The sequence below is a fragment of the Fructilactobacillus florum DSM 22689 = JCM 16035 genome (assembly GCF_001436645.1).
Lineage (GTDB): Bacteria > Bacillota > Bacilli > Lactobacillales > Lactobacillaceae > Fructilactobacillus > Fructilactobacillus florum.
Genome location: NZ_AYZI01000003.1, coordinates 119981 through 141840 on the forward strand (window position 1 = coordinate 119981; position 21860 = coordinate 141840).

General features: G+C 42.3%; 24 protein-coding genes and 1 other annotated feature. Of the genes, 1 reads left to right on the top strand and 23 read right to left on the bottom strand.

The window, feature by feature from the left end; genetic code table 11:
- Window position 1: 1 nt before the first annotated feature.
- From rsfS to FC87_RS02550, 20 genes are all read right to left on the bottom strand, one after another.
- Window positions 2-361, bottom strand: coding sequence for a ribosome silencing factor (rsfS, locus tag FC87_RS02455; protein WP_054689572.1), 360 nt, complete (start codon window positions 359-361; stop codon window positions 2-4).
- 15 nt (window positions 362-376) lie between these two features.
- Window positions 377-976 carry a bis(5'-nucleosyl)-tetraphosphatase (symmetrical) YqeK gene (gene yqeK / locus FC87_RS02460; RefSeq protein ID WP_054689568.1) on the bottom strand — a complete coding sequence of 200 codons (600 nt, stop codon included), beginning with the start codon at window positions 974-976 and terminating at the stop codon, window positions 377-379.
- Complete coding sequence (locus tag FC87_RS06910; protein ID WP_009166756.1) at window positions 960-1547, bottom strand: nicotinate-nucleotide adenylyltransferase; 588 nt, start codon at window positions 1545-1547, stop codon at window positions 960-962. The genes yqeK and FC87_RS06910 overlap by 17 nt, the downstream gene beginning before the upstream one ends.
- Window positions 1548-1556: 9 nt before the next feature.
- Window positions 1557-1883: a YhbY family RNA-binding protein gene (locus tag FC87_RS06915; protein ID WP_009166755.1), complete on the bottom strand. Its 327-nt coding sequence runs from the start codon at window positions 1881-1883 to the stop codon at window positions 1557-1559.
- The gene (yqeH, locus tag FC87_RS02475) at window positions 1883-3013 is read right to left on the bottom strand and encodes a ribosome biogenesis GTPase YqeH (RefSeq protein WP_056961510.1); all 1131 of its coding nucleotides are present in this window, start codon (window positions 3011-3013) and stop codon (window positions 1883-1885) included. Before yqeH ends, FC87_RS06915 begins: the two co-directional genes overlap by 1 nt.
- Window positions 3013-3543, bottom strand: coding sequence for a YqeG family HAD IIIA-type phosphatase (locus FC87_RS02480; protein WP_009166753.1), 531 nt, complete (start codon window positions 3541-3543; stop codon window positions 3013-3015). Before FC87_RS02480 ends, yqeH begins: the two co-directional genes overlap by 1 nt.
- A 122-nt stretch (window positions 3544-3665) precedes the next feature.
- Window positions 3666-4019 (bottom strand): 50S ribosomal protein L20, encoded by a 354-nt coding sequence (rplT, locus tag FC87_RS02485; RefSeq protein WP_009166752.1) that lies wholly within the window; start codon window positions 4017-4019, stop codon window positions 3666-3668.
- A gap of 24 nt (window positions 4020-4043) precedes the next feature.
- Window positions 4044-4238: a 50S ribosomal protein L35 gene (gene rpmI, locus FC87_RS02490; RefSeq protein WP_009166751.1), complete on the bottom strand. Its 195-nt coding sequence runs from the start codon at window positions 4236-4238 to the stop codon at window positions 4044-4046.
- 28 nt (window positions 4239-4266) lie between these two features.
- Window positions 4267-4770: a translation initiation factor IF-3 gene (infC, locus tag FC87_RS02495; protein WP_268872348.1), complete on the bottom strand. Its 504-nt coding sequence runs from the start codon at window positions 4768-4770 to the stop codon at window positions 4267-4269.
- 43 nt (window positions 4771-4813) lie between these two features.
- Window positions 4814-4946: a sequence feature (ribosomal protein L20 leader region), on the bottom strand.
- Between the two features lie 40 nt (window positions 4947-4986).
- The gene (gene thrS / locus FC87_RS02500) at window positions 4987-6927 is read right to left on the bottom strand and encodes a threonine--tRNA ligase (protein WP_056961512.1); all 1941 of its coding nucleotides are present in this window, start codon (window positions 6925-6927) and stop codon (window positions 4987-4989) included.
- 253 nt (window positions 6928-7180) lie between these two features.
- Entirely contained in the window at window positions 7181-8110 is a 930-nt protein-coding gene (gene dnaI, locus FC87_RS02505) for a primosomal protein DnaI (protein WP_054689561.1), read from the bottom strand.
- On the bottom strand, window positions 8103-9425 hold the full coding sequence (locus FC87_RS02510) for a DnaD domain protein (protein ID WP_054689560.1): 1323 nt from the start codon (window positions 9423-9425) through the stop codon (window positions 8103-8105). The genes dnaI and FC87_RS02510 overlap by 8 nt, the downstream gene beginning before the upstream one ends.
- A gap of 2 nt (window positions 9426-9427) precedes the next feature.
- Complete coding sequence (nrdR, locus tag FC87_RS02515) at window positions 9428-9910, bottom strand: transcriptional regulator NrdR (RefSeq protein WP_056961514.1); 483 nt, start codon at window positions 9908-9910, stop codon at window positions 9428-9430.
- Between the two features lie 6 nt (window positions 9911-9916).
- A complete protein-coding gene (gene coaE, locus FC87_RS02520; protein ID WP_054689805.1) occupies window positions 9917-10489 on the bottom strand; it encodes a dephospho-CoA kinase in 573 nt (190 codons plus the stop codon).
- Window positions 10482-11324, bottom strand: coding sequence for a DNA-formamidopyrimidine glycosylase (mutM, locus tag FC87_RS02525; RefSeq protein WP_056961516.1), 843 nt, complete (start codon window positions 11322-11324; stop codon window positions 10482-10484). The genes coaE and mutM overlap by 8 nt, the downstream gene beginning before the upstream one ends.
- A 15-nt stretch (window positions 11325-11339) precedes the next feature.
- Window positions 11340-14024, bottom strand: a complete 2685-nt coding sequence (polA, locus tag FC87_RS02530) for a DNA polymerase I (protein ID WP_056961518.1) — start codon at window positions 14022-14024, stop codon at window positions 11340-11342.
- Between the two features lie 152 nt (window positions 14025-14176).
- Window positions 14177-15529 carry a UDP-N-acetylmuramate--L-alanine ligase gene (gene murC / locus FC87_RS02535; RefSeq protein WP_054689559.1) on the bottom strand — a complete coding sequence of 451 codons (1353 nt, stop codon included), beginning with the start codon at window positions 15527-15529 and terminating at the stop codon, window positions 14177-14179.
- A gap of 73 nt (window positions 15530-15602) precedes the next feature.
- The gene (locus FC87_RS02540) at window positions 15603-17723 is read right to left on the bottom strand and encodes a DNA translocase FtsK (protein WP_056961520.1); all 2121 of its coding nucleotides are present in this window, start codon (window positions 17721-17723) and stop codon (window positions 15603-15605) included.
- A 48-nt stretch (window positions 17724-17771) separates the two neighbouring features.
- Complete coding sequence (gene ytpR / locus FC87_RS02545; protein ID WP_009166740.1) at window positions 17772-18407, bottom strand: YtpR family tRNA-binding protein; 636 nt, start codon at window positions 18405-18407, stop codon at window positions 17772-17774.
- A 25-nt stretch (window positions 18408-18432) separates the two neighbouring features.
- Window positions 18433-18753 carry a thioredoxin family protein gene (locus tag FC87_RS02550; RefSeq protein WP_054689557.1) on the bottom strand — a complete coding sequence of 107 codons (321 nt, stop codon included), beginning with the start codon at window positions 18751-18753 and terminating at the stop codon, window positions 18433-18435.
- 92 nt (window positions 18754-18845) lie between these two features.
- Between FC87_RS02550 and FC87_RS02555 the strand changes: the two genes are divergently transcribed.
- A complete protein-coding gene (locus tag FC87_RS02555) occupies window positions 18846-19157 on the top strand; it encodes a hypothetical protein (RefSeq protein ID WP_009166738.1) in 312 nt (103 codons plus the stop codon).
- Here the strand turns inward: FC87_RS02555 and trmB are convergent.
- Genes trmB through FC87_RS02570 form a run of 3 tightly spaced genes read right to left on the bottom strand, consistent with a single transcriptional unit; the run spans window position 19154 to window position 21759 of the window.
- The gene (gene trmB / locus FC87_RS02560; protein ID WP_009166737.1) at window positions 19154-19813 is read right to left on the bottom strand and encodes a tRNA (guanosine(46)-N7)-methyltransferase TrmB; all 660 of its coding nucleotides are present in this window, start codon (window positions 19811-19813) and stop codon (window positions 19154-19156) included. The two genes, FC87_RS02555 and trmB, sit on opposite strands and share 4 nt — an antisense overlap.
- A complete protein-coding gene (locus tag FC87_RS02565) occupies window positions 19803-21029 on the bottom strand; it encodes an ABC transporter permease (RefSeq protein WP_056961522.1) in 1227 nt (408 codons plus the stop codon). The genes trmB and FC87_RS02565 overlap by 11 nt, the downstream gene beginning before the upstream one ends.
- Window positions 21022-21759: an ABC transporter ATP-binding protein gene (locus FC87_RS02570; protein ID WP_009166735.1), complete on the bottom strand. Its 738-nt coding sequence runs from the start codon at window positions 21757-21759 to the stop codon at window positions 21022-21024. Before FC87_RS02570 ends, FC87_RS02565 begins: the two co-directional genes overlap by 8 nt.
- Window positions 21760-21860 lie beyond the last annotated feature (101 nt).

Sequence of the window (21860 nt, forward strand, 5' to 3'; positions counted from 1 at the left end):
GTTAATCCTCTGTTACCCAGGCTGAAATATCTTCGTTAGTCGCATCAGCCCATAACTTCTCTAGCTTGTAAAATTCTCGCGTTTCCGTTGTAAAAATATGCACCAGAACGTCGCCTAAATCTAATAAAATCCACTTGGACTGATCCTTTCCTTCCAAGTGCTCCACTTTAATTTTTTGAATTGCCAATTCGTCAATAACGTGGTCAGCAATCGCTTTTACCTGTCGACTTGAACTTGCATCCATAATGACAAAATAACGCCCAACGATACTCAATTTTTCAATATTTAAAACTTCAATGTTGTGCGCGCGCCGATCATCGGCGGCAGTTACTACTGTTTTTAAAATTGCTTGATTATCCATAAATTCTCCCATTGATTATGACTTAGGTACCAAAGCATTATATGCTTCAAGCGCAGCCGGATAAATTGCTTGTCCCCGCTCAATCAAAAAGGTCATTGTTTGCTGATTCTGAAAAACAACTCCCTCATCTAAACTAGCCTGGGTTTTAGCACGGGCCATTTCAACCCCGGAAAATGAGCGGTTAGGCTCAAGATAGTCAGCCATATACACAATTTTGTCATACACACTCATGACCGGTGCTGCAATTGTATGATATTTCACTGCGTTTAAAATCCGAATATCATTAATTCCCAATTCCTGTTGCACTAACAAATAGCCGACATAACCGTGCCAAATCGCACGACTATACTTTAATAATTCTGGATCAAGCTGAAACCGCCGAATCAAGCCTTGAAACTCAGCCACATCCCGTTGCTTAGCATAGTCGTGGACTAACCCAGCTAACCCAGCAATCGTTTGATCAGCTCCGTTAGCAGCTGCTAACTCTCGGGCGGTAGCTTCCACACGAACACAGTGATCAAAACGATTTTTATCAAGATGTTTTTTCAATTTCGAAATAATTACGGCTCGTGAATCAGCGGCGTATTGTTCATAATGATCAGGTTCTAGACTCATATAAATTATGCTCCTTGATATATTTTCTAACCGTTTCTGGGACTAAATAGCGAATTTTCTCATGATGACGGATTTTATTGCGAATCATTGTCGAAGAAATTTCAATTTCCGGAACCGTAACCCACACAACCGCTTCCTGTAGTGCTTGTGGCACTGAGGTGCGCGGTCGCCGGACCCCCACAAATTGAACCAGTTGTCGAAGTTCGTCGCTACGATGCCAAGTCGGCAGATCAGCCACCATATCGCTCCCAATAATAAAATAATACGTAGCGGTGGGATGCTCGTCTTGCAATTTTCTCATGGTGTCATAACTGTAACTAATCCCCGTCCGCTCCAGTTCAGCTGTTTCTAACTGAAAATCCGGATTATCTTGAATGGCTAATTGCACCATCCGTTTTCGATCAGGAGCAGCAATTGCGCTTTTATGCTGATGGTGCGGCGGCAAATAGTTTGGTAAAAAACGTACTTGATCTAGGTGGAGCTGATCTAACACCTGCTCCGCCATGATAAGATGACCAAGATGAATCGGATTAAAAGTACCGCCCAAAATTCCAATTTTCTCTGTTTCCATCAGCGACTCCTACAATTGAAAGACTCCATGTGAAATAGTACGACGCGCCGGATTGCTCGATTCACAAAACAGTAGCAACGTACGTCCTAACTCTTGCACCACCGTCAGTTGACTATGTTTAGTAATGTACGCGGCCACTTCGGTTGTCGTAACGGTCGCACTTTGCTGTAAGGAAATTTTGACAAGTTCACGCCGATCAACAGCTTGCACCACTTCTGAAAGCCACGCTTGATTCAAACCGTGCTTTCCAATTGAAAAAATCGGACGAAGTCGATTCCCATGTGCCCGCAAAAAACGTTTTTGTTTCCCAGTTAATTTCAGTTGCCCTTGTACCATTAAAACATCGCCTTTCGTAACAAAACTGATACCCCAGCTGGAGCATAACCGGCCACCAAACAGCCCTTTGGAACTGTAACCCAACCCAATCCTTCAAAGACTAAATCACTCGTGTCGGTTACCTTAAATTCGTGGCGCTGTAATGGCTGCAATGTTTTATTCCCAGTCGGTGGGGTTAACAGCTCGCCCGCATGTTTAGCAAAAAAATCAGTCGCGTTTTCCAGCTTGGTACGATGAACCATTACATTATTATCAGCAAAAACCGTGAAACCGCTTTTTTGTCCCTGAATAAAGTCAAAGCGACCCAGTGCCCCTAAAAATAAGGTCTGTCCCGGGTTTAACTGATATGAGCGCGGCTTAATTCTTTTTTGGGGGGTAACATATTTTAAATCAGCTGGCTGCAAATAATGAGCCATTTGACTTTCCTGAATAATCCCCGGTGTATCAATTAATTCTCGACCATTATCGAGCGGGATTTTAATCAAATCAAGCGTCGTCCCGGGAAATTTTGAAGTCGTAATGACATCCTTGATGCCGGAACTTTCCCGAATAATTTGATTGATTAATGTCGATTTCCCAACATTAGTAACCCCCACAACGTAGACGTCACGACCGTTGGCAGCTTGATTCACCGCTGCTAGCAACTGATCAACTGCTTGATTAGTTTTAGCAGATACTAGTTCGATTGCTACCGGACGTAATCCGGCTTGGTTAAGCATTTGCCGCAACCAATCCTTCATTTTCTTAGGTTTAAAAGAAGCCGGAAGTAAATCCACTTTATTACCAACTGCTAAAATCGGATTATCACCAACAAACCGTTGGAGTCCCGAAATCAAACTACCATTTACATCAAAAATATCAATAACGTACACCACGAGGGCTTTGGTTTCTCTAATCCGGCTTAACAAGCGTAAAAATTCATCATCGGCTAATGCTACTGGCTGGATTTCATTATAATGACGGAGCCGAAAACAACGTTGACAATATAGATCCCCGCCGGAAGCCAATCCCTTCTCTAAAGCTGATTTAGGGGTATAACCAGCTGCATTAGGTGAGGTCGTCTGAATCAAAGCACCACACCCAATACACTGCAAGGGCTCCCTTGCCTGTTGCTCGAGTTCTTCAACCATTAATCAATATCACCTTTCCATCCCAATTCGGGATATCGTTTTTTAAGTTGCCAGTAGACAATGGTTTCCAAACGACGATTGACCCGAGTTGGCAACAAATCAGTTTTAACTAGGGGACGAACCCAGATGCTAGCAATCCCACAGTTATTTGCAGCCCAAACATCGGTCAAAAGCTGATCACCAACCATAACCACCTGATCTTTACGGAGTGAAAACCTTTTCAACGTTCGCTTAATTCCAATGTTCATTGGTTTAAAGGCTCGAGCTACGAATGGTAATCCCAGGTCAGCTACCGCCCGACGCACTCGTTTGGGGTTATTATTTGAAATCACAATCACATTAATCCCATATTGCTGGAGTAAGCGAACCCAATGAAGAATATCTCTATTGCTACCCGCATGATTCCAAGGAATTAGCGTGTTGTCCAAATCCGTTAGAATCGTATCAATTCCATGCTGCTGTAATTTGTCGGGGGAAATATTATAGATGCTTTGAATCATCCATGTTGGTTTAAATGATGCTAACCTCATTCAACGTCTCCTTGTTGATAGCTTGCTTTTATTTTAAAACATTTACAGTTGCAATGGGAGATTTCAAGCTAAAAAAACTTTCACCAACGGCTGCTGATGAAAGTTTTTGGCACACTCGAATTTTAAAGTGCTTTTTTGGCTGCATCAACCAAAGCGGCAAAGGCATCCGTATCATTGACAGCTAAATCAGCCAACATTTTACGGTTGACATCAATGTTAGCTTCTTTCAGACCATGCATCAACTGACTGTAACTGATGTCGTTAATTCGGGCAGCAGCGTTAATCCGTGTAATCCATAGTTTCCGGAAATTACCTTTATTGTTCCGACGATCACGGAAAGCATATTCACGTGATTTCATCACTTGATTTTTAGCAGTTTTAAATAAACGATGCTTCCCGCCGCGGTATCCTTTAGCTAGCTTTAAAACTCGTTTACGCCGATTACGTGTGGTAGTTCCACCTTTAACTCGTGGCATGTCAAAATCCTCCTAGAAATTAAATTATTTTTTCAAAAGTTCACTGTATGATTTAACCCAGATTGGATCAATCATGCGAGTTCCGCGCAAGTGACGACGTTGTTTCTTAGTTTTTCCGTGAAAACGGTGACTAGTAAAAGCATGGGCACTTTTTAAACCACCCTTAGCAGTTTTCTTGAACCGTTTGGCAACCGCCCGGTTTGATTTCATTTTTGGCATTAGTTAGTCCTCCTCGTCGTGTTAAATGTTAATTTTTAGTTTTATTGGTAGGAGCCAGCATTAAAAACATACTACGTCCATCCATCTTAGCTCGTTGCGTTACAGTGGCAATGTCACTTAGGGCATCCGCCATCCGGTTCAATACCTGACGTCCAATTTCCTTATGTGTAATGGCACGTCCTTTAAATCGAATTGAAACGCGAACTTTTTCTCCCTTGCTCAAAAATTTCTGTGCATTTTTAAGCTTAGTATTGAAGTCGTTGGTATCAATCGTTGGACTCAACCGAATTTCTTTTACGCCAACCGTTTTTTGTTTTTTTCTCGCTTCACGATCTTTTTTTTGCTGGTTGAAACGATATTTCCCATAATCTAGAATCTTGGCAACCGCTGGTTTAGCGTTAGGCGCCACTAACACTAAGTCAAGATTAGCTGCTTCAGCAATTTGAAGTGCTTCTTGCTTTGATTTTAGACCGAGCTTATTTCCCTGGTCATCAATTACCATCATCTCATGGGCACGAATGCTATCATTCACCGTCTGATCTCGTTTTGCTATGGTCCTTCACCTCCAAATATTTTTAGCAGAAAAATAGCGGATCCTCTTAACAGAGAACCCGCTATTTCTATCAATAGTAGTTGATAGATTTTGCATCGAAAGCCCAGCAACTAAGCGTTACTCAGGCGAGAAGCGGGAAACTTCTGCTTTTAACTGTTTAAGCTTATCAAGAAATCAACTACTTGTCAACTAAAGCTATTCATTTCTGGAGTAGGTTGCAATATCCTGCAAAATCTCTTTTTCAAAATCTGCCACTGAAAGTGACCGGCTGTCATTTTCACCGTACTTTCGCACAGAGACCGTCTGCTGTTGCTTTTCGTCATCACCTACCACAATTGTGTATGGAATCTTGTGAGTTTGCGCATCTCGAATCAGATAGCCCATCTTTTCACCACGTTGATCAACTGATGACCGCAGTTTCAAGGCTGTAAACTGTTCATTCAAATGATGCGCATAATCACCGTGTTTTTCTTCACTGACCGGAATAATTTGAATTTGTTTGGGCGCCAACCAGGTTGGGAAAGCTCCTTTATAAATTTCAATTAGATAAGCTGTAAATCGTTCCATGGTTGAAACTAACCCTCGGTGAATCATAACCGGACGATGTTCTTGACCATCCTCACCAACATATTTCAAATCAAATCGTTCTGGTAACATGAAATCCAGTTGAATTGTGGATAACGTTTCCTCGTTGCCAAGCGCCGTCTTTGTTTGAACATCAAGCTTAGGACCATAAAAAGCGGCTTCACCCTCGGCCTCGACATATTCAAGCCCCAAGTCATCCATGGCACCTTTCAGCATTGCTTGTGCCTTGTTCCACATCTCGTCATCATCAAAATACTTTTCTGTATTTTGTGGGTCACGATAGCTTAGTCGGAACGTGTAATTGTCAATGTCAAAATCATGATAAACATCAACCATTAGGTTTAATATCCGCTTGAATTCATCCTGAATCTGTTCGGGCGCAACAAAAGTATGCCCGTCATTGAGTGTCATCTCACGGACTCGTTGCAACCCACTCAGTGCACCAGATTTTTCATATCGATGCATCATGCCAAGTTCAGCAATACGTAATGGTAATTCACGGTAAGAACGAATGTGATGGTTATAAATTTGAATGTGGGAAGGACAGTTCATTGGTCGTAATTCAAGTTGTTCCTCATCATCCATCGTCATTGGTGGAAACATATCTTCTCGATAATGATCCCAATGACCAGATTGTTTATAGAGATCTAGGTTCGCCAATACTGGTGTATAAACGTGCTGGTAGCCATTTGCAACTTCTTTATCGGTAATGTAGCGTTCAATTGTCCGCCGAATCGTAGCTCCATTGGGCATCCAATAAGGTAATCCCGCACCAACTTTAGGATCAACAAAGAAAAGATCCAAATTATTTCCAATAACCCGGTGGTCGCGCTCATGTGCTTCTTGACGTTGTTGTAAATCAGCTTGTAAATCTGCTTCTTGATAAAAAGCCGTTCCATAAACTCGCTGTAACATCGGATTAGACGATTTTCCTTGCCAGTAAGCTCCTGCCACGGATAATAGTTTAAAGTGCTTCAAAGCTTTCAAACTAGGAGCAATCACTGTTTGAGCTAATGTCAAAACTCCATTAATTTTGTAAAACAAAAATTTAGTTTGCTGACGTGCTTCAAGTAATGCCCGTTGGTACTGATCGGAACCAATTTCTGCTAGGGCATCCTCTTGACTAAGCCAGTGCCGCTCAATAACCGCATTTTGCTTGATCATCTGTTGCATCTTTTTAGTAATAGTTGCCAACTCATCAACGCTAATTTGGCGATCTGCCTTGTCTGTATCAACATAAAAGCCATCTTCATCAACTGCTAATTGACCAAGTTTAATCTCAGAAAACTGTTGCTTAACTGCCGTCGCCAACAATTGAGCTCCCGTTGCTCGTAAAATCTGCAGTGCTTCTGGATCTTGATCTGTAATAATTTGAAGGTGTCCCCCTTGTTCTAAGGGTTGTTCCAGATCAACTAGCTGTTCATCAAGTTTACCAGCGAGGGCTTTTTTACCCAAACTAACTGCAATTGACTGTGCGATCTGAACAACCGTTACCGGCGTCTCAAATGCTCGCTGGCTACCATCTGGAAACTCAAATGTTAACTTTGCCATCGTATCTTCCTCCTATGAAAAAAGCCCCCAGTCCAAACAGACTAGGGGCGTCAGTGACGCGGTTCCACCCAAATTAATTCGTTATAACGAATATCTCAGTTAACCACTTCTTTAATTTTTACAAATACTAGCAAGGCGGTAAGTTAAAATTTATTTTAAATGACTCCCAGCAAATGCCACTCTCTCTGAAAAATAAATTATAACCCATGTCCTATAACTTAATCTTACCCAGTTAGGTGCTACCTGTCAAGCACTAGCTTTCTTGGCGACGATTCTTACCATCAATTTCAATGGGGCGGGCTAAAAAATGAATTCGCTCCAACAACCGCTTAGCTTTCAACGGCTCGACATCGCCACGACTAGTAGTTGCTAAGTGCTCATCGCCCAGCTGTTGAATTGTGAAGTTCGAGGTAAAAAAAGTAGAAAGCTCATGCTGCATACGATATTCAAGAATTACCCCTAACACCTCGTCACGAATCCAAGCAGACATTGCGTCGGCTCCGATATCATCAATAATCAAAACCGGAACTTGTTTTACTCGATTTAACTTCTCCGTGACTTGATTATTTCCAATTGCACCCTTCATGGTTACGGCAAAACTTGGAAAATGAACCAGACAGACCGTAGTCCCGGTTGCAGCTAATTGCTGCGCCATCGCTGCCATAAGGTAAGTCTTCCCGACTCCAAACGGTCCTGACAAATACAATCCGGGCAAAAAGCCATGTCCTACTTGATGCTCCTTTTCAAGGAAATCATAAACGGCTTTGATCGCCACCATCCGCTGATCAGTTGGCTCATAATCAGAAAGTCGCGCTTGTTTAACAGCGGTTGTCATCCCAATGGTTTGAAACCGTTGCAAGCTGGCTTGACGCTGCTGTTTTTCCAATTGGTTGGCCGTAGGACGATAGGCAACTTCAATTTGATGATCATTTAAGACTAATTCCGGTTCATAACCCGGAGCAAAAGTCGGCTGTCCCTTTTTAAGCTTCGCTTTTTCGGTCACGAATTCATATAATTTTGAGGCTGATTTTTGCAAAACAGCAGCGTCCAAATCTTGTTGATGAGCCGTCAAAAAATCCTGAACGTCATGATCTTGTTGTACCATCTCGACTAGCTTTCGATAGTGCGCTGTTAAACCTTGTTGATCCATAGCTGCTCGTAAATTTGTCCGGATATCATCCATCCTGATCCTCCTTTGCATGATTTATTTTAGCTAGGCGTTTGGCCAGTTCACTCTTTTCCGCACTAGAAACCGGTTTTTCACTTTGTCCAGTAGCATCACGCTTAGCCCATTGCGGTAGCGTCTCGCGAACGTTCCCTCTTTTGACCGACGTTTTTTGCTGCTTGCGTTGTTGCTGACGGTTTTTGATTGCTACTAAAGCCCCCGTTGCCGTTGTGATTTTCTGTTGCGCCCAGTCATTGGCAATGGTGTCTACTAAGTTGCGATTTAAGGTTGGATAATCACGATCAACCAAGAGCAAATAACTCAAAAGGTTGATGACCCCCGGCTCAAGTTGATGGGCCTCAACTAAACTACGCAAAACCCGCTCCTCTCCATTAGTAACAAATCCGCCTTTTTCGTGCTTTAATCCTTGCAAAAAGATCATGGGAGCAGTCCGTTCTGCAACAGCTACTAGTTGCTGCTCTTGCTGACTGAGCTTAGTGGTTGAGCTAACTTGGCTGCCGCGCTTGGCTGGTTCATCAGCGGCCGGTGCGGTCGTTTGTAATTTATTTTTGCGGGCGACCAATAACTGAAACTGTTGCGCATCAAACCGATTAGTAGTCAAGTTAGTAGCCCGCTCAATCAATTTCGCCTGCGCAACTTCATCTAAACCATACAGTTCCTTCGTGGCTAAAAACAATGGTTTTGCTTTCTTAATCGTTTGCAAATCAACAAAGGAATTTTTCAAAATGCTCAGCAATAATTCAAAATCAAAAGTTATCTGTGGCGTGGGCGTTCTTGCTGTTTGAACCGCTGCTGCATTACGCTTAACATTCGTGACCAACTGAGCGGGGGTAGTAGCTGCAAATCTAAAAACTGAAGTTAGGGCATGCGTAGTCTCCTGATAATCAGCAAGTTCCGGTTTAGCTGGCAATAAAATGCGACTAAGCTCTAAAAAGGACGATTCACCAACCATTTCTAGCAATAACTGACTTAGCAAAGGATTTTCAAAAAAAGCAACGGGCACTAGCGGTGATACTAATAGGTAATAAACCTCGTTTTGATTATTAACAAATGTCCGCAACAACCCTGCTCCCTCACACTTTTGCCGAGCTCGATAAAGGTCTTGCTTATCAAGACTAAGGCGCTCCATCAGTTGAAAATGTTCACTAACCCTTGCTGACCAACCCCACAATAAATTTAACAGCGCATAAGCTTTGGTGCCGATGATTGGTAAATACAACTGATCCAATGATTGGCGAGCATCACTGGCAAGTATCGTGTGTGCAGCTATTTTAAATTTACTTTGGGGATTAATCCCTGCTCGTTCCATCATCACTACTCATCATCCTGGCTGACATCATTATCCATCAATTCTTTCATCTTAACGTAAAACTCATTCATGTCCTTAAACTGGCGGTAAACACTGGCAAAACGAATATAGGCAATTTCGTCGATATCTTTGAGTCCATTCATGACATTTTCGCCAATAATCGCACTGGAAACCTCATGACTCTCGTTGTCTTGACTTTCAATGTTTTTTCGCGTCTGGTCAACGATCTGATTCATCTGCTCCAAAGAAACCGGTCGTTTCTCACAAGATCGAATAATCCCTCGTAGCAATTTTTCCCGATTAAATTCCTGCCGGGTCCCATTCTTTTTAACTACTAGCAGTGGTGTCACTTCAACCATTTCAAAGGTTGTAAACCGATAACCACAGTGCTCACACTGTCGTCTTCGCCTGATCTGCGCCCCATCAGCCAGTGGGCGACTTTCAATTACTTTTGAAGTTGAATTATGTTGACATTTTGGACATTTCATTTCAGATCACTCCAGCTTGGCAAGCCATTTTTGCAGCTGCTCAGCACAGCTCTTGGTCCCATGGCTACTATCAAAAACTGCATCTACCAATCCTAATTTCAAATCTTGTGGCCACTGGGTTTTAATCAACTGGTTCGCGGCACTTAATGAAATATGATTTCTTTGCTGTAACCGTTTCAATCGCAACACTGGATCACAAGTCAACAAAACAATCTGGTCAAAAAATGGATGAAATCCATTTTCAAAAAGTGCGGCGGCTTCAAAAATCGTTAAAGATCCCTTTGTTCGCTCCTCCATTGCGGCCAGTAATGCCGGAGTCAAAATCCGAACCAAGGTGCGTAATTTCTCCGGTTGCTGCCAAACAATCTCACCTAACCGATGGCGATTCACTTGGTGATTGTCAATGACTTCATCACCAAAGTGCGCCGCAATTTCGTGAATCACCGGTTGATTATGTGCCTCGATTTCATGTGTAATTTGATCCAAATCATAAACCGGCCAGCCCGCCACTTTCAGATAGCTGGCAACCGTTGATTTGCCGGTCGCAATGCCACCGGTTAAGCCAATTACCTTAGTCACTTTCATCTCCATGAACTACTTGACATTTAGGACAGTAGGTCGTTCCTCGTTGTGCTACTTTAATTTTTACTAGCGGGGTCTTGCAACGGTCACAAGGTTCTCCTTGCCGTCCATACGCATGAAGTTGGTTCTGAAATTTTCCTGCTTCCCCATACGCGTTGGAATATGAATGAACCGTGGTTCCGTGTCCTTGAATGGCTCTAGCAATTTCAGCAATAATATTAGCACGCAATGCCGTAATCGTTTGATCATTTAAATAGTTAGTGGGCTGCTCGGGGTGAATTTTAGTTAACCACAACACCTCATCACAATAGATATTGCCCAACCCTGCTACTTTAGATTGGTCTAATAAAAAAGCCTTGATCTTTCGATGCGACCCCTGCAATTTTTCCTTTAAATACGTAAAACTCAAATCATGTTCGGTTGGTTCTGGACCAATCTTATTTAAACCAGATAAATTATACACTTGATCATTTGGAACTAATGCCATCTTGCCAAACATTCGGGTGTCTTTGTATCGTAGTTCACGACCATCATTAAGTTGAAAGACAACATTAGTATGCTTAGGTCGTTCAGTTCCAATGGACTGTACCTCATACTTACCTTCCATCCGTAGATGTGAAACTAGCGTCAATCTTCCAGAAAGTCTAAACAAAAGATATTTTCCACGCCGATCGATTTTTAAAATCTCTTTATTAGTCAATTTTTTAATGAATTGATCAGCATCTAAGTTAATCATTTTTGGATATAAAACTTCAACTTTTTTGATGGTTGCTCCAACCACCAACTCGGTTAGTCCATTACGAACTGTTTCTACCTCAGGTAACTCCGGCATGCTTTCACCTACATTCTATTTTTTTATATTATACCAGTTATCACCAAAATGACTCTCAACTTTAAGTGGAACGTCAAAGGCGGTTCCAGCTTGCAGTACTGAATCCGTTTTAATGATCGAATCCATCACTTGAGGAACCAGCTGCTCTAACACGGGAATCTCTGATTTTGGGGCCTCAAAAATTAACTCATCATGGATTTGTAACAACATCTGTGCCTGCAAAGATCGTTCTCGTAGTACTTGGTTCATTTTTACCATCGCTGCTTTAATGATATCAGCTGCACTCCCCTGAATTGGTGAATTCATGGCCACTCGTTCAGCAAATTGTCGCTGTTGGAAGCGCTTAGAATTGATTTCTGGAATATAGCGCCGCCGTTTGGCAATTGTTTCTACATAACCATGCTCCTTTGCAAAAGTAACACTTTTTTCCATGTACTCTTTTACCTTTGGATATTCTGCAAAGTAACGATCGATAAATTGCTGAGCTTCTGGCTTGCTAATTCCTGTGTTATTAGCTAACCCATAAGCGCTAATTCCATAGACAATTCCAAAGTTAACCGCCTTTGCCTGCCTTCTAAGCTCAGCATCAACAGGCTGGTCAGCTGGAAGAGAAAAAATTCGACGCGCCGTTGCAGCATGAATATCATCTCCGTCAGCAAAGGCCGCCTGCATTTGCTGATCTTTTGAAATTGCAGCAAGTACTCGCAACTCAATTTGCGAATAATCAGAAGAAAATAATTGCCAGTCTGTCCTTCTGGGAACAAAGGCGGATCGAATCTGACGACCAGCCTCTGTACGAACTGGAATATTTTGCAAATTAGGATCAACCGAGGAGAGCCGTCCCGTCTGAGCTAAGGTTTGGAGATACCGGGTGTGCACTTTCCCATCTGGAAAAATATCACCAATGATCCCATCAATATAAGTCGAAATCAACTTGGTCAGTTGTCGATAATTAAGGATTTTTTCAATGATAGGATAGTCCGGCGCCAATTTTTCTAAAACATCAACGGAAGTGGAGTATCCGGTTTTAGTTTTCTTTAGAACCGGTAGCTGCATCTTTTCAAATAAAACCTCACCAAGTTGTTTAGGTGAACTAATATTAAACTGCATCCCGGCACTTTGATAAATTGACTGTTCAATTTCTGCTAATTGCTCGCTAAACTTACTTTTCAGTTCCGTTAACCGTTCAGCATTAACAGTAATGCCGGTAATTTCCATATCACTAAGAGAACGTGAAAGTGGTACTTCGAGGTTACGATATAAATTTAACTGTTCGTGCTTTTTTAAATCTGCCAACATCGTTGGTTTGAGCGTCTGAATTGCAAGCGCTTTTTGCACCATATGCTCAAACAAAACATCTGAAGCCGGAACTGCCAGTTGCTTTCCTTTGCCGTAAACATCCTGATCGGGACGAACCTGCTGATAATCATGCCGATTAGCAACTTCCCCAACATCATCGGCATTGTTTAAAGTATTAAGCAAATAAGAAGCCAATAACATATCAAAATCAACGTTAGCAAGCTGCACGCCTAACCGATGTAATCCAACAATTTGCGATTTATTATCAAAAACGTTTTTATGCATGCGCTCATCAGCCAGTATCTTGCGGAGTGGTTCGCTTTGCAGTAACTCCACTTTCTGACTAACTAACCAGCGTTGCCCGTCCCCAATCACAAATCCAATTTGATCGGCCGTATGATAGTTGCTGGTTAACATTTCCAAGTTAAAAGTAATATCATTACCCAACTCGTTAACCAGCTGTAGATTATCCTCCGTCAAAACCTGATAATCCAGTTTAGGCAAGCTCGGACTCACCTGATAATCACTTCCTAATTCCTTTAAAAATGATTTGAAATTCATTTTCCGATAAAAATCCGCTAATTCAGGAAGAATCGTTGCTTGATAGGTTAATTCTGACAAATCAATTGTAATCGGAGCCTTCCGGTTGATTGTCGCTAGTTGCTTCGAAAGGAGCGCTTGTTCATGATCCAGCTCCAGATTTTCTCGTAATTTTTTCCCACTAACTTGATCAAGCTGCTGATAGAGTTGTTCAATCGTCCCAAACTGATGAATCAATTTGACCGCTGTTTTTGGTCCTACCTTGCGAACTCCTGGATAATTATCCGATTGATCTCCCTGCAACCCCTTAACATCAATAATTTGCCGAGGCTCGATTCCCATGGTTTCTTGCACATAGGCAGGGGTATACGCCACTAGCTCACTGACTCCTTTTTTTGAAACTGAAACGGTCGTGTGATCAGAACAAAGTTGCGTTAAGTCTCGGTCACCAGTAACTACCTCTACTTGATAACCCGCCTGTTCCGCCCGAAGTGCCACCGTGCCAATAATGTCATCAGCTTCATAATCAGCCAATTCATAAGTGGCAATTCCACGAGCCTTCAATAAATCTAAAATAAAGGGGAATTGTTCGCGCAATTCTTCTGGCATCTTGGCACGACCAGACTTGTATTCAGAATACATTTTCGTCCGAAAAGTTGTTTTACCCGCATCAAAAGCCGCCAAAACTGCTGTTGGTTGCATTTTTTTCAAAAGATCATCCAGCATACGATTTAAGCCATAAATTGCATTCGTATGGAGACCATCGGCGTTCGTAAATCGATCTAATGATGGGTAAAGTGCAAAAAAAGCTTTGTAACTCAATGAATTTCCATCTAAAAGTAACAACTTCTTAGCTGCCATTGAAAAACCCCTTTATGATTGTTTGCTTGTTTTTCCAGATATTTCTATTTTACATCATTTTATAATAAAAAAAGCCCCCCGAGTTGGCAGTTAATCATGCCGACCATTAAGGGGCTTAGAATTAGATGGGCTAATTATTTTTTACAGCAAACTTAGTTAATTTTTTTACTTAAATGACTAAGTAAATCTTCATAGGTTCGTTCATATTTTTGAATATCGCCCGCCCCCATAAAAATCACTACGGCATCATGGTAATCCAATAACGGCGACATGTTTGCTTCAGTGATTAGCTGACTGCCGTTAATCTTATCAACCAAATCCTGACTGGTTACGTCTCCGTACTTCTCTCGTGGCGAACTGTATATTTTTGTAACGTAAACGTGATCAGCTTTACTTAGCGTAGCGGCAAAATCATCCAAATAGGCAATTGTTCGACTAAAAGTATGTGGCTGAAAAACTACTACGATTTCTTTATTCGGATATTCTTGTCGCGCTGCATCAAGGGTTGCCCGAATCTCAGAGGGATGGTGAGCATAATCGTCAATAATAGTCATATCACCCATTTTAACTTGTGAAAAACGGCGTTTAACCCCTTGAAAAGTCAGGAGTTCACGCTTAATTTCAGCTAAGTCGACCTCTTCAAAGTAAGCAACCGCAATTACCGCCAGGGCATTTAAAATGTTGTGTTCTCCAAAGAGCGGAATTTCAAAGCGACCAAAATCACGACCTTGAAAATGGACGTTAAACGTCGAACCCGTAGTGGTTCGTTTGACGTCTACTGCCTGAAAATCATCAGCATCTTTCGTACCATAGTAATAGATGGGCACCGCTGCTTTAATTTTGCGCAAGTATGGATCATCACCCCATGCAAAAATTCCCTTTTTAACGTGTCCGGCGAAGGTTTCAAAAGCATCGAACACATCATCAATCCCCGTATAATAATCAGGATGATCAAAATCAATGTTCGTCATAATCGCATAATCTGGATAGGTCGGCATAAAATGCCGGCGGTATTCGTCTGCTTCATACACAAAAAAACGTGCATCGGGAATGGCATTCCCACTACCATCGCCAATCAAAAAGTCAGTAGGAGCGATGCCGCTGAGTACATGCGACAAAAGCCCAGTTGTACTGGTTTTTCCATGTGCCCCGCACACCGCAATGCTAGTGTAGCCCTGAATTAGCTCACCCAAAAATTCTGGATAGCGATAAATTTGCAACCCTAGCTCACGCGCACGTTGAACCTCTGGATGATCATCACTAAAAGCGTTGCCAACGATCAAAGTCATCCCTGGCTGAATGTTATCGGGGCTAAACTGATATAACGGAATTCCAGCATCTTCTAGTCCCTTTTGTGTAAAGGTATATTTTTCAATGTCTGAACCCGCTACTTGATACCCCATCGCTTTAACCACCAAAGCCATGGCGCTCATCCCAGTTCCCTTAATCCCAACGAAAAAGTAAGTGCTATTATGATTTAATTTAATTTTTGTAGTTGTTGTCATAGTTGTTTGTGTAATCCCTTCTCAGTCCTGTTCCTCAAGAATACCAATTTCTAGAGCTAAAGTCTAAGGCTTATTAATTATTTAACTGCTGGAGTTTTTCAGGCGTCAGATAAACATCCCGTGGTTTTGCTCCTCGTTGCTCTGAAATCAGCTGATGTTGCTCTAAATCATCGATCAAACTGGCAGCTCGATTGTAGCCAATCGAAAAAACACGCTGGATTTTAGAGGTTGAAACCGTCTTCTCATCTGCCAAGTAGCGCAAACATTCAGACCACAGTTCATCATGAGCAGTGGCTTGATCGGCTTGCTTAACGAGTGATCGCGGATCAAATTCGTAATGAACCGGACCTTCCGCGCGCACAGCAACCGTAACTTTTTCAACCTCAGCATTAGTCACAAATGCTCCTTGTAGCCGTTCTGGCTTGCTAGCCCCGTTTCCAAGGTACAGCAAATCACCACGTCCTAACAAACGCTCTGCTCCTGCTTGATCAATAATTGTTCGTGAATCAATTTGACTAGCAACCATAAAAGCAATCCGAGTTGGAATATTATTTTTGATGGTTCCAGTAACGACGTCGACACTTGGTCGTTGCGTGGCAATGACTAAATGAATCCCGGCAGCCCGTGCTTTTTGCGTGATGCGTACGATATAATCCTGAACTTCACCAGCCGCAACCATCATTAAATCTGCTAACTCATCAATTACGACTAGTATTGTAGGCAACTGATCAGCCGCATGTCCCGTACTCTTGGCCTGACGATTATATTGTTCCAGATTCCGTACTCCTGCAGCACGAAGTCTTTCGTAACGCTGATCCATTTCCTCTGTTACCCATTTCAAGGCAGCTGCGGCTTCCTGTGGATCAGAAATAACTGGGGTCAACAAATGTGGAATTCCTTCATAAGGAGCTAACTCTACAGCCTTTGGATCAATCAAAAGCATTCGCAAATCTTGTGGTGTTGCATGATACAACAATGATAATAACATGCTATTGATGAAGACACTTTTACCAGAGCCGGTTGCCCCAGCAATCAATGCATGGGGCATACTAGTCAAATCACTAGCAACTGGATTGCCCGCGATGCTAACCCCCAGGGCGATTTGATTTGGTGCCTGCTCAGTTTGAAAGGCTGACGCCTGAAGAACTTCTGACAGCATAACTGGTCGGGGTTGGGGATTGGGAATCTCAATTCCAACCGTGGATTTACCGGGAATTGGTGCTTCAATTCGGATATCCTTTGCTGCCAGTGCTAATTTTAAGTCATCGTTAAGATTCGTAATTTTATTGACCTTAACCCCAAGTGCTAATTTAACCTGAAATTCAGTCACCGTTGGACCATTTGTCCAGGAAACAACTTTACCGCTCACATGAAAAGCTTCAAGCGTACGATCTAAAACTTCAGCCTGTTGTAAAATCCAGTCATCCTGTTCATCTTCTGGAAGCTCCACCGGTGGATTTAGTAATTTCAAGCTGGGAAGCTTCCCAGCCTGTGACCCAACCGCTTGCGGATTCTTGGCTGGTTTTGAAATCTCGTTTGAATCGCTTGTGCTAGGCGAAAGTGCTGCTTTTTTCGACGTTTCGGCTGTGGGCATCACAGCGTCTTGCTTCGAGGTTGAAGTCCTCTCCGAAAAGAGTGCTAATTTTTCGGCTCCTAAATCTTCATCTTGAAAAATTTCTTGAAGTGAATGCCCCAATCCCCTTCGGGTGGGAGCTGGAGTTGATTTGGCAGAGTTATCCACAGTGTTTTCATTTTCGTTTTCATGAATATCTGCAGGTAGTTTTGGCTTTTTTTCAGAAACCGTGGTGGGCAGCTTCGACCACTTTAAATGGTTTCCCGATTGATCTTTTGAGGTAACTGAGACTTCGGTCGTCAACCAAATTAAATTTGCATCATTGGTTAATGCCTGAATTGCTCGCTGATAACGGGGACTCAAAGTTGTCTTTATCCCCTGATAGTGGCGCTTGCCAGCATGATTGTGAGGCTGAAAAGCTGCAGTTTGTTGCACCAAATCATGTTGTGGCACTGCGACGGTTGATTTTAAAAAGGACGAACTCGGCTTAGTTGTTGGCGCAGGTGATCGCCGTGACTGAAAAGCTGAAGTTGCGTGTCCGGTTGACTCAGTAGGCTTTTGAAACGGAATCTTTCCATCAAAATATTTACGAAAAAAAGCGGGACCGTCATAGTGCTTCATAATCTCTCATCCTAATTAAAAATTTATGTATAAAAAAACGAATAGTAGCTATTCGTTAAACAAGGTCGCTGCTTGTTCAAAATCAAACGGATCCCCTACCTGATAATTAGCTGGTAAAATCAAGGCTCCTGGTTTATCAGGAGCATGCGGGATGCGTAGTTCACGACCAGAACAAATCATACCATCGCTTTCGACATCCTTTAACTTACTAGGCCAAATCAATTGACCGTTAGGCATCATGGCTCCAACTTCAGCTACGACTACTTTAATCCCGGTTTTTATATTTGGCGAACCACTGACGATTTGTAAAACCTTGCCAGCTTGGACTTCCGTTTCCGTAATCTGCAGATGAGTCGACTGGGGATGTGGTTTTACAACATTAACCTGTCCCACCACAAAAGTAGCCGGCGAAGTTAATGGCAATCGATCCGAGAAACCTTGACTCTGCAAGACCTCATTCAAGGTCGTAATTTCTGCTTTAGATAAACCAATGTGCCCGACCTGTCCCTTTAATTTTGGCAAAAGTTCACTCGCATTAAAAATATTATACCCGACGGTCTGACCGCCCGCTTGTAGCGCGACAACATTCCCCTTACGAACCGACCGCTGGTTAGGCTGGTCTGGACCCAGCACCAGTAGTAAAACATCCCCAATCTGACGAGGATTATAACTAGCAATCAGCATTTTGATGTACTCCTATCCTTTTAAATTAGTCTAGTCCTGCAATAAAACTTTCGATTTCCGCCTTGGTTTTTCGATCTTTGTTTACTAAGCGACCAATTTCTTTGCCATTATGAAAAGCAATGAAGCTTGGAATCCCAAAGACATCTAACTCTTTGCATAGTTCAATATTAGCATCTCGATCAACTTCAAGAAAGGTGTAGTTTGAGAAATCTTGAACAATTTCGGGCATAGCTGGTTTGATAAAATTACAATCAGGGCACCAGCTAGCGGTAAAAAAGAGTAGGTAGTTGCCATTGGCAATCTTATTTTTTAAGGTTTTTGCATCCATTACTGCTAATTCTTCCATCATATATCACTCCTATCTGTGTTATTATAACTCAGTGATTAGTAATTGTTATTTAATGAGCTTCAAAAATTACTTTAAAGGGGGATTCACTTTTGCGTAGTAAAAAATTTATTATTCCAACCTTGTTATCTTTGGCCGGAACGACTGCCCTAGTTTACTTAAAAAAACGGCAACAAGCTCATGAAAATGCTATTAAAGCAGCGTTGCTTCCAACCATTAAGACGGTTTTTAATAACCAAGAGATTAACGGCTACTGGATTGATTTTGAAAATCAGCGCGGTCTAGAATACGAGGGAGGCGTGAAAGTCACTGATCGCACTTCTGGTGTTCAAGAGGCCTATACCTTCCTTTTCAATCCAACTACTAAAGAAATCTACCACATCAAGCCGGTTACAACCGTTTAATCAACCACTTTATCAGGAAAACGGGCCTCGATTCGATAAATCGGGCCTTTTTCTTTGAATTTATCTTCATATTCAGTTGCAACGTTAGCCGCCAAAATTTCTGGATCTGCTTGATACAAATCAAGATCAATCCTTTCAAAATGCAACCCGAAGTTATTTAGACTTACCAGCGAATATTCAAATAAGGGGCGATTATCGGTTTTAAAGCTTAACTTAGCTTTTGCAGGCAAAACTTCTTGATAAATTTTTAAAAATTGGGGGGCCGTTAAGCGACGCTTTTCATGGCGCTTTTTAGGCCAAGGATCTGAGAAGTTCAGATACAGCTGTTGAACTTCTCCTTTCGCAAAATATTCAGAAATAGCCTTACCATTAGTTAGAATAAATTGGACATTTGAAACTCCCGCAGTCAATGCTCGGCGTACTGCCATGGCCAGCACGGCATCTTCCATATCGATTCCGATAAAGTTTTGCTCGGGATGCCGGCGCGCCATTTCAACAATAAAAGCACCCTTTCCCGAGCCAATCTCAATGTTTAATGGGGCGGGCTGAGCGAACCGTTCTTGCCATCTCCCCCGATATTTTTCTGGTGCTGCGACAACCAAATTGGGATGATCAGCTAAAAATGGTAACGCCCATTTCTTCTTTCTAATCCGCATACGTCTCTCTCCTATTTTTATTAAGTTGGTGGCGAACAACGGTCTTAATTAAACCAAATAGTAGCAACAAACCACCGGCTAAGGTCACCGCACCACTCCATAATGATGAAGTCCCCCACCAGGTTGCTAGACTAAATAAAATAATTTCTATCCCGATTAAGCTAACGTAAAACTGGTGGAAATTTTGAGCTTGCTCTGCACCGGTAACCGGATAAATCTGTAACAGTGAATTTTGTCGAAAGTATCCAGCAAACGGAGTCAATTGGACTCCCGTCATATAGATCAATAACCAGGCAATGATTATTGCCATTAATTGGTTGGACAAGCACAATAAGATAATCGTTCCAAGGAAAATAACTCGTACATATAAATCACTTTCAGTGGAGTTTCTAACAAATGAACGAAAATACAAGTTCAGATAAAGATGTGCTTGATCTTGTTGTAACCACCGCAACCAGGAATCAGCCCAGCGACGCCGGCGAGGTCGAGCTGGCAAAGTTGGCACATCAGTGAACAAGGCAAAAATCTGATAGAGACGTTGCATTCGGCGACTTTCAGTTCGAACGAGCCACTTCCAATTGAGTGCAACGCTTCGTTCCCTGCTCCAGTACAACACTCCCGCAAGATAACCACATCCTAGTAATAGTGATACAAGAGGCCATCCTAAAACTGCAACAGCAGTGATCCCAAATGGTAACAGCCAGGCGCCACTAATTCGAGCTATTGTTGTGAGGGGGCGGGCTAAATAAAGTTGTCCAACTTGAAAATCAAGTAAGCCCCCCTTCAAAACCAGCATCAACAATAACAGCTCCTTGAGTTGTAACGATTGAAATCCCAATGACAAACTAACAAAGGGCAACAAGACAAACCAAATGAGCAGTTGAATGCAGCCAGAAAGCGCATAACTATACCAATAAGCGCGTTTTAAATAGGACGGAAATGCAAATTCTTGGGGCGCCAAAAAAACCTGGTCGGGAGCCTGAATCAGGGTCGCTAGGTTCCCTAGTTGCAAGCCACCTACTAGTCCCAACAAAATGACCCCTTGTTCCCAGGGTTGCCCGCCACTCAAATGTTGTAATAAATTTCCGTAAGCAAACGCCAATGCTCCAATAAAAAATAGGAGCGCAATCACAAAGAAATCGTTAAAAACATATTTAAGATATTTGGTTAGTTCGGTAATATGGCTCGTCAATCGTTGCCTGAAGATCTTACTCATGTTGCCCATCCCTTGCCATCGCTAGATAAATGTCAGTTAAGGTCGAACCAGTATCTGCATAGCGTTTTTGCATGGCTGCCAATGGACCCTCATAATTAATGTGACCGTCGTTAATCAAAATAAACCGGTCACAATATTTTTCTGCCGTGTCCAGCACGTGCGTCGACATTAGGATCGCTGCTCCCTGTCGTTTTCGTTCCGTAATCAATTCTAATAAATCATCAATTGCCAATGGATCAAGTCCAGTAAAGGGTTCATCAATCACAAATAAGCGAGCATCAGTTACAAACGCACACACAATCATGACTTTTTGCCGCATTCCCTTTGAAAAGTTCGCTGGAAACCAATCCAATTTATTATCTAATCGAAACCGTCGCAACAGTTCATGAGCCCGTTTCCAAGCGGTGGTTCGATCCAGTTGATATGCCATCATGGTGACATCCAAATGTTCGCGTAGCGTTAGCTCTGGATAAAGAACTGGCATTTCTGGAATGTATGCTAATTGTTGCTTATATTGTCGTACATTTTGTTGTAGTTCAATTCCATCGACCGTAATGCTCCCAGAAAAGGGAGTCATTAGACCGATGACATGGTTAATCGTGGTTGACTTTCCTGCCCCATTCAGACCAATCAGTGACACCAGTTCCCCTGACTGCACGTCAAAGGTTTCATCTTTTATTACTGGAACGGAAGAGTAGCCCCCTGTTAAATTATTTACTTGCAAACCCATTTTTTCATCCCCTTAATTCTTCAATTAATAGTATATCATATGTAATTGTTGCAAATCAGAGCCTGCGTCCATGCTATAATCAAAGCTAGAAAGGAGTTTAA

Bases quoted from the DNA above. Each gene is read 5' to 3' on its own strand.
- nrdR (WP_056961514.1), bottom strand. From the start codon at position 9,910: ATGAAATGTCCAAAATGTCAACATAATTCAACTTCAAAAGTAATTGAA.
- FC87_RS02510 (WP_054689560.1), bottom strand. From the start codon at position 9,425: ATGATGGAACGAGCAGGGATTAATCCCCAAAGTAAATTTAAAATAGCT.
- FC87_RS02550 (WP_054689557.1), bottom strand. From the start codon at position 18,753: ATGGAAGAATTAGCAGTAATGGATGCAAAAACCTTAAAAAATAAGATT.
- murC (WP_054689559.1), bottom strand. From the start codon at position 15,529: ATGACAACAACTACAAAAATTAAATTAAATCATAATAGCACTTACTTT.
- rsfS (WP_054689572.1), bottom strand. From the start codon at position 361: ATGGATAATCAAGCAATTTTAAAAACAGTAGTAACTGCCGCCGATGAT.
- yqeK (WP_054689568.1), bottom strand. From the start codon at position 976: ATGAGTCTAGAACCTGATCATTATGAACAATACGCCGCTGATTCACGA.
- FC87_RS06915 (WP_009166755.1), bottom strand. From the start codon at position 1,883: ATGGTACAAGGGCAACTGAAATTAACTGGGAAACAAAAACGTTTTTTG.
- FC87_RS02565 (WP_056961522.1), bottom strand. From the start codon at position 21,029: ATGAGTAAGATCTTCAGGCAACGATTGACGAGCCATATTACCGAACTA.
- rplT (WP_009166752.1), bottom strand. From the start codon at position 4,019: ATGCCACGAGTTAAAGGTGGAACTACCACACGTAATCGGCGTAAACGA.
- FC87_RS02570 (WP_009166735.1), bottom strand. From the start codon at position 21,759: ATGGGTTTGCAAGTAAATAATTTAACAGGGGGCTACTCTTCCGTTCCA.
- ytpR (WP_009166740.1), bottom strand. From the start codon at position 18,407: ATGCTGATTGCTAGTTATAATCCTCGTCAGATTGGGGATGTTTTACTA.
- yqeH (WP_056961510.1), bottom strand. From the start codon at position 3,013: ATGGTTGAAGAACTCGAGCAACAGGCAAGGGAGCCCTTGCAGTGTATT.
- thrS (WP_056961512.1), bottom strand. From the start codon at position 6,927: ATGGCAAAGTTAACATTTGAGTTTCCAGATGGTAGCCAGCGAGCATTT.
- trmB (WP_009166737.1), bottom strand. From the start codon at position 19,813: ATGCGGATTAGAAAGAAGAAATGGGCGTTACCATTTTTAGCTGATCAT.
- dnaI (WP_054689561.1), bottom strand. From the start codon at position 8,110: ATGGATGATATCCGGACAAATTTACGAGCAGCTATGGATCAACAAGGT.
- mutM (WP_056961516.1), bottom strand. From the start codon at position 11,324: ATGCCGGAGTTACCTGAGGTAGAAACAGTTCGTAATGGACTAACCGAG.
- FC87_RS06910 (WP_009166756.1), bottom strand. From the start codon at position 1,547: ATGGAAACAGAGAAAATTGGAATTTTGGGCGGTACTTTTAATCCGATT.
- FC87_RS02540 (WP_056961520.1), bottom strand. From the start codon at position 17,723: ATGAAGCACTATGACGGTCCCGCTTTTTTTCGTAAATATTTTGATGGA.
- polA (WP_056961518.1), bottom strand. From the start codon at position 14,024: ATGGCAGCTAAGAAGTTGTTACTTTTAGATGGAAATTCATTGAGTTAC.
- FC87_RS02480 (WP_009166753.1), bottom strand. From the start codon at position 3,543: ATGAGGTTAGCATCATTTAAACCAACATGGATGATTCAAAGCATCTAT.
- rpmI (WP_009166751.1), bottom strand. From the start codon at position 4,238: ATGCCAAAAATGAAATCAAACCGGGCGGTTGCCAAACGGTTCAAGAAA.